Annotated in this window: 7 protein-coding genes and 1 tRNA gene; 5 read left to right on the forward strand and 3 right to left on the reverse strand. The window is 63.3% G+C overall.

The features are described 5' to 3' along the window. The first annotated feature begins 12 nt into the window (after positions 1–12). The 4 genes from E4L98_RS20525 (at position 13) to E4L98_RS20540 (ending at position 2,120) form a co-directional block, all read left to right on the forward strand. A complete protein-coding gene (locus tag E4L98_RS20525) occupies positions 13–789 on the forward strand; it encodes a class I SAM-dependent methyltransferase (protein WP_135203402.1) in 777 nt (258 codons plus the stop codon). Next, entirely contained in the window at positions 782–1,222 is a 441-nt protein-coding gene (rnhA, locus tag E4L98_RS20530) for a ribonuclease HI (RefSeq protein WP_135203403.1), read from the forward strand. Before E4L98_RS20525 ends, rnhA begins: the two co-directional genes overlap by 8 nt. 48 nt (positions 1,223–1,270) lie before the next feature. Next, positions 1,271–1,999, forward strand: coding sequence for a DNA polymerase III subunit epsilon (gene dnaQ / locus E4L98_RS20535; protein WP_135203404.1), 729 nt, complete (start codon positions 1,271–1,273; stop codon positions 1,997–1,999). 46 nt (positions 2,000–2,045) lie between these two features. Further along, a tRNA-Val gene (locus E4L98_RS20540) sits at positions 2,046–2,120 on the forward strand. 80 nt (positions 2,121–2,200) lie between these two features. Here E4L98_RS20540 and E4L98_RS20545 read toward each other — a convergent pair. From E4L98_RS20545 to E4L98_RS20560, 3 genes are all read right to left on the reverse strand, one after another. Next, positions 2,201–2,461, reverse strand: coding sequence for a hypothetical protein (locus E4L98_RS20545; RefSeq protein ID WP_135203405.1), 261 nt, complete (start codon positions 2,459–2,461; stop codon positions 2,201–2,203). Between the two features lie 450 nt (positions 2,462–2,911). Continuing rightward, complete coding sequence (locus E4L98_RS20555) at positions 2,912–4,231, reverse strand: GAF domain-containing protein (protein WP_135203406.1); 1,320 nt, start codon at positions 4,229–4,231, stop codon at positions 2,912–2,914. Then, positions 4,228–5,253: a serine/threonine-protein kinase gene (locus E4L98_RS20560; protein ID WP_135203407.1), complete on the reverse strand. Its 1,026-nt coding sequence runs from the start codon at positions 5,251–5,253 to the stop codon at positions 4,228–4,230. The genes E4L98_RS20555 and E4L98_RS20560 overlap by 4 nt, the downstream gene beginning before the upstream one ends. A 300-nt stretch (positions 5,254–5,553) precedes the next feature. Between E4L98_RS20560 and E4L98_RS20565 the strand changes: the two genes are divergently transcribed. Then, a partial coding sequence (locus tag E4L98_RS20565; RefSeq protein WP_135203408.1) for a type VI secretion system protein TssA occupies positions 5,554–6,340 on the forward strand: 787 nt, incomplete at its 3' end.

A 6,340-nucleotide genomic window follows, 5' to 3' on the forward strand; every position in this document is an offset into this window, starting at 1 on the left:
TAAAGGCTAAGCATGGATAAGGCGGGATCGGAGAAATCCATTATAGCGCTGGAAGGCTGGCTGCAAACGCCCGCAGGAGTGTACATGCGTGCGTGGGAACAAAGATGTCTCGATAATTTGACAGCGGATATCTTCGGCTACAATGCGGTGCAGATCGGCATGCCGGAAATCGATGCGCTGGCGGCCAGCCGCATGCCGTACAAACTCCTGGCCGACCGTCGCACCCGTGCCGGACAGGAGCTGGCGCGGCCGGTGGCGCTCACGCTCGATTACACCGAACTGCCGTTCGCCTCGCAGAGCATCGACCTGGTGGTGCTGCCGCACGTGCTGGAGTTCTCGACCGATCCGCACCAGGTACTGCGCGAGGTCGAACGGGTGCTGATCCCGGAAGGTCAGCTCATCATTTGCGGCTTCAATCCGGCCAGCCTGTGGGGCGCGCGCCATGTGCTGCGGCGCGTCGGCGGCACCTCGTTCTTGCCGCGGACCGAGGAGCTGATCTCTATGCCGCGCATGAAAGACTGGTTAAAATTGTTGAATATGGGCGCCAGCCAGACGCACTTCGGCTGCTACGCGCCGGCTTGCCGCACCGATACCTGGCTCAAGCGCTATAACTTCATGGATAATGCCGGCTCGCGCTGGTGGCCGTATTTCGGCGGCGTCTACGTGATACAAGCGATCAAGCGCGTGAAAGGCATGCATTTGATCGGCCCGGCATGGGCAAGGAAAAAAGCGCCGGCCCCCGCAGTGGTGCCGGCCACGAACAAGAGGCGGGAAACGCAGGATGGATAAGGTTGAAATTTTTACCGACGGCGCATGCAAGGGCAACCCTGGCCTGGGCGGCTGGGGCGCATTGCTGGTGGCCGGCGCGGCCGAGAAGGAAATCTTCGGCGGCACGCGCGACACCACCAACAACCGCATGGAGCTGCAGGCGGTAATCGAGGCGCTGACCGCGCTCAAGCGGCCGTGCACCGTGGTGCTGCACACCGACAGCCAGTACGTACAGAAGGGGATCAGCGAGTGGATCCATGGCTGGAAGGCGCGCGGCTGGAAGACCTCGACCAAGGAACCGGTCAAGAACGACGACTTGTGGAAGGCGCTGGATGCGGCGCAAGCCATGCACACCATCGAATGGCGCTGGGTGCGCGGCCACAACGGCCATCCCGGCAATGAACGCGCCGACATGCTGGCCAACAAGGGCGTGGAAGTGGCGCGCGGCCGTTGAGCCGGGCCGCCTGTTATACTTGAACGCTTGAACTTCTGACAGAACACTATGCGTCAAATCGTCCTCGATACCGAGACCACCGGTATCAACCCCAAGCTGGGCAACCGCATCATCGAGATCGGCTGCGTCGAACTGATCGACCGCAAGCTGACCGGCAACAACCTGCACATTTACCTGAATCCGGACCGCGAGTCGGAAGAGGGCGCGCTGGCGGTGCACGGCCTGACCACCGAATTCCTCAGCGACAAGCCGCGCTTTCACGAAGTGGTCGATCAACTGCGCGCGTATATCCAGGGCGCCGAGCTGATCATCCACAATGCGCCGTTCGACCTGGGTTTCCTGAACCATGAATTCAAGCTGCTGAACCTGCCGGAGTTCACGACGCACATCAGCGGCGTGATCGACACCCTGGTGCAGGCCAAGGAACTGCATCCGGGCAAGCGCAACTCGCTGGACGCGCTGTGCGACCGCTACGGCATCTCCAACGCCCACCGCAAGCTGCACGGCGCGCTGCTCGACTCGGAGTTGCTGGCCGACGTCTACCTGGCCATGACCCGGGGCCAGAACAGCCTGGGCATGGATGTGGAAGAGGAAGTGGTCAGCATCAGTGAGAGCATGGAGGCGGTGGCGCTGGCGGAGATCATCTTCGTGCCGGCATCGGCGGACGAACTGGCGGCACATCAGGCCACGCTGGCGGATCTGGACAAGGCGGTCAAAGGCCAGTGCATATGGTCCGCGCTGATGGCGCCGCCGGAGCCGCAGCAGGCGGCCGCATAAGGACTTGCAATAATCGGGGGCGGGCACTATAATGCTTGCACTCAACGCGAGGTTAGCTCAGGGGTAGAGCACTGCATTCACACTGCAGGGGTCGCAAGTTCGAAACTTGCACTTCGCACCAAGAATTCTTAGTCATTTCAATGACTTGCTTAAAAAGCCGATCCTCAACAGGTCGGCTTTTTTCGTTTCGTGTAATTCCTGTTATTTGCGCAGCGCGTCGATGAGCTGCTTTGCCTCCGCCAGCAGGACGCCTATGCATTCGTCGCCGGTCAGGAAGCTGCGGCCGCCCGTGGTCAGCAGTTGTATTCTTGGATCGACCCAGTCGCCCGGATTTTCGCCTGGCTGCAACTCAGCCTCCGCCATGGCGGCGTATCGGGATGGATGGCCGACCTTGCTCGCGATATGGCTGCAGCGTATCGTGATCTCCCAGCCTCGGTAGGTTTCTTGCACGGTATGAGACATAGCCGCCCCAAATTTGTAGTTGTCAATTTTATCATCGCGGTCGCTACATTAATGATAGCTTTTTACAATCGAAGTCTTGCCGGCGGCTATCGGGCCATGCAGAGATAATCAAGTTATTGATGCCAAAGACGCCGCCGCGCGCCTGGAAAGAGGACGATGCCGTCAGTAAGGACATCGCCGATCATTCCGCCGGTATCGCCTGGTACCGCAAGCATTTCACCTTGCCCGCCCCGGCGCGCGGACGAAGGTGTTCCTCGGCTTCGAAGGCGCGCGCCAGGCGGCGGTGTACTGCCGGTGGAAGGCGGTGTCAATCGCGTGCTGCTGGGCACGACCAGGCGGGCCGGGCTGGCGCGACAGCTGTCATCAGAGGGCTAGCCGCTGCATCTGGACCGAGGCCCTTCGCCGGCGCAGCTATCGTCGAGGTGGAGTTTTATCGCGCGCCTTAAGCCGTCAGTCGCGCAGCAGGATGCCGCTGACCTGAAAGCGGATTTCGCCGGGTGCATCGCCGGGACTCGTGGAAATGTGCAGCTCGCGGATGCCGTGGCCATGCGCCTGCGCCGCCAGCCCGGCGACGATGCCGGCCAAGTCGCCGTGCGGCGAAGTCGTCTCCTGCCCGGGGAGACTGTCGCTCCGGGCCCGCGCCGCCGGGCCGGCTCCGATCCCGAGCGCGCCGCCTTGCAGCGGTGCCTGCATCGCCGCTGCCGCCGCCCGGGTCGACATCGCCGACGCCACTGCCGGCTCCGCCAACGCCGGCGATGCCTGAGCGTCCCCAGGCTTGCCATCCCGCGCGCTGAAGAACTGCGCCACCATCAGCCGAAACTCGCGCCGCGTGGTCACGCACCATACCGGCCGCACGCCGGGGAATGCCTGCGCCACCGTGCCATCGATGCGGGCCTGATGCGGGTCCACCGCCAGCACGAACAGGCTGTTGCCGTCGTCGACCACCGGCATCCATTGCTGGCGCAGCACATCGTCCTGGCGGAACTGATCGAGCAAGCGCACCGGCCGCCGGTGCTCGCTGTCGAAGGTAAAGTAGGGCACCGAAAAGAAGTCCGCCAGCGCCCGCCCGACCAGCACCGTCTTGATGCCGCAATCGTCGATCAGCACGTCCTCGATATCGCGCTGGCTGCTGGCGGCGGTGTGCAGCGCCTGTTCCAGCCGGCTGCGCGGCAGCACCGTTTCCGGCATCAGCGCGGCGAAGCGGCCGCGGTCGTGACGCGGCGCCTCGCTGGCGCGCGCAAACGCGGCACCCAGCATCTGCGACAGCTGGCGCACACCTTCCTCGACCATGGGCGGGAACGGTCCGCCGGCGCGGTTGTTGATCAGCTGGATCACACCGGCCAGACTGCCGTCGGTCGGATAGACGATGGGCGCCACCAGCATCTCGCGCGTGCGGTAGCCGGTGCGCCGGTCCACACCCTGCTGGAAGCGCAGCATGGCCGAGTGACGCCGCAGTTCCTCCTCGTCGTAGACGTCCAGCAGATTCAGCAGCGTGCCCGACAGTGCGACGTAGCCGGCGATGCTGTCGGCCGACACCGGCAATTTCAATTGCTTGAACGAGGTCAGCCCGGTCTTGACCTTGGACACCAGGCTGCCCTTGTCGTCGCTCAGCGTGTAGATGCTGAGCCGGTCCGCGCCGAACAGTTCGCAGATGCCGGCCGACAGATTGAGCATGATGTCGTCGATGTCGTGCGTGGCCTCGATACTGGCGCCTACGCGCCGCAGCTGCTGGAAGAAGGCGCCGCGCCGCGCCTCGTCGGCGCCGTTCATCGCAACGCGCCCTGGCGCGGCGGCACGATCAGGGTCGCGTCCGCATCGGCGTCGGCGAACACCGCCGGTATCACCTGGGTCGCATCGGGATCGGCATCGTCCGGGCCGCGCCACGCGGGCAGTGGCGGCAGGAAGGGATTCACGCTGTGCACGCCGGGCGGCATGGTGTTGTCAGCGGCGATGCGTTCGCCCTTGAGCGCGCGCTGCAGCTCGTCGCGGAAGCTGATGGCGTCGGGATAGCGCTCCTCCGGCCGCTTGGCCAGCGCGCGCAGCACGATGCGGTCGAACACCGGGTCCAGCGCCGGGCTGAGCAGGCTGGGCAGCACCGGTTGTTCATACAGGATCTTCTGCTGCAGTGCGAACAGGCCCTGGCCGCGAAACGGTTTTTGCGAGGTCAGGAACTGGTACAGGATGATGCCCACCGCGAAGATGTCCGAGCTCGGTCCGGCGCCCTGGCCGGCGATTTGCTCGGGCGACATATAACTGGGCGTACCGACCAGCATGGCCGCTTCCTCGCTGGCGGCGCTGGCCATGCAGGCCACGCCGAAGTCGGTCAGCTTGACCCGCAGCTGCGCGCTCAGCATCACGTTGGCCGGCTTGATGTCGCGGTGGATCACCCCCTGCTGATGGGCGTAGGACACGGCGTCGAGCAGTTCGCAGGTCATGCGCACCGAATCGTCCAGCGTGAATTCCAGCGAAAACGCCTGGTTCTCGTCGAAGTAGTCGCCCAGCTCCTCGCCCGAGATCAATTCCATGACCAGATAGGCGATGCCGTTCTCTTCGCCGAAATCGTAGACCGTGACGATATTGGGATGATTCAGCCGCGCCACCGATTGCGCCTCGCGGATGAAGCGGGCGGAATAGTCGGCCCGCTGCTCGGCGTCGATGCGCGAAGTGGAGATCACCTTGACCGCCACCCGGCGGTTGAGCTTGGGGTCCACGCCTTCATAGACCAGGCCCATCGCGCCACGTCCCAACACGCGCACCAGTTGATATCGCCCAAGTTGTTTTAAATCGTCCATGGAATGATGAATGCCTTACGAAGTGACAAGTGTAAAGCAGAAACACGCCGGGAATATGCGGGTGAGATCAACTTTTACGCCACCGACGGGCGTCACTGTTGTGATAAAGAATCGATAATTGTGTTATGGAAATTCATATACGCCTGCGGCATAAGGCCATGCACATCAGACGTGGATTTGCAAGAAAAATAATTTCCATTTGTTAAAACTTAAACTAGCTTTTTGTGCCATTTTTTAGAGTATATTGAGCGTCGAAAAAATTAAAGCAAGCAAGATTGCATTTCAAAACTAGGTAAGAGAATGGCTGAGCTGGATGAATTTTTACGCGAGATTGCGGACGACGCGCCATGCGGTCCCAACCTCGAGTACGACCCCGATTTCGTCGCGTTGGAAACCGACGTCCTCGGCAAGCCGGAAGTGCAATATGGCGACACCATCAGCGCGGCCGTGCCGCCGGAATGGAAGGCCATCAAGCGCAGCGCCAGCCAGCTGCTGGAGCGCAGCCTGGACTTGCGCCTGGTGGTGTACCTGTTGCGCGCCAACCTGGCGCTGCAGGGCGCGGCCGGCATGACCGGCGCCCTGGGTCTGATCGAACGGCTGCTCGATGAACGCTGGGACAGCGTCCATCCCGAGCTCGACGCCGACGACAACATGGACCCGACGCTGCGCATCAATTCGCTGGCCGCCCTGAACGACAGCGCCACCGTTCTCAAGGAACTGCGGGACGCCACGCTGGTGGTGATGCCCGGCCTCGGCCCGCTGACGCTGCGCACGCTGGAAATCGCGGCCGGCGAAGCGCCGCCGGCCGAGGATGGCGACAAGCTGGCCATGGACACCATCGAACGCGCGGTGCAGGACGTCGCCCCCGACGTGCTGGCCGCCGCCCACGATGCGCTGTCGCGCGCCTACGACAGCGCGGTGAATATCGAAGCGCTGCTGGTGCGCCAGGTCGGTCACGGCAATGCCCTGAATCTGGACGGCCTGACGCGCATGCTCAAGCGCGGCCGCGACGTGCTGGCCGTGCAGGACGACGGCGCCGCCAGCACCGCGGCCGACGACGGCGGCGCGGCGGACGAAGCAGCGGCTG

Origin of the sequence: Duganella callida (assembly GCF_004614165.1) — a bacterium.
GTDB lineage: Bacteria > Pseudomonadota > Gammaproteobacteria > Burkholderiales > Burkholderiaceae_D > Rugamonas > Rugamonas callida.

Excerpts from the sequence above, each read along its gene's own strand:
- dnaQ (WP_135203404.1), top strand. The coding sequence starts at position 1,271 with ATGCGTCAAATCGTCCTCGATACCGAGACCACCGGTATCAACCCCAAG.
- E4L98_RS20555 (WP_135203406.1), bottom strand. The coding sequence starts at position 4,231 with ATGAACGGCGCCGACGAGGCGCGGCGCGGCGCCTTCTTCCAGCAGCTG.
- E4L98_RS20525 (WP_135203402.1), top strand. The coding sequence starts at position 13 with ATGGATAAGGCGGGATCGGAGAAATCCATTATAGCGCTGGAAGGCTGG.
- E4L98_RS20560 (WP_135203407.1), bottom strand. The coding sequence starts at position 5,253 with ATGGACGATTTAAAACAACTTGGGCGATATCAACTGGTGCGCGTGTTG.
- rnhA (WP_135203403.1), top strand. The coding sequence starts at position 782 with ATGGATAAGGTTGAAATTTTTACCGACGGCGCATGCAAGGGCAACCCT.
- E4L98_RS20545 (WP_135203405.1), bottom strand. The coding sequence starts at position 2,461 with ATGTCTCATACCGTGCAAGAAACCTACCGAGGCTGGGAGATCACGATA.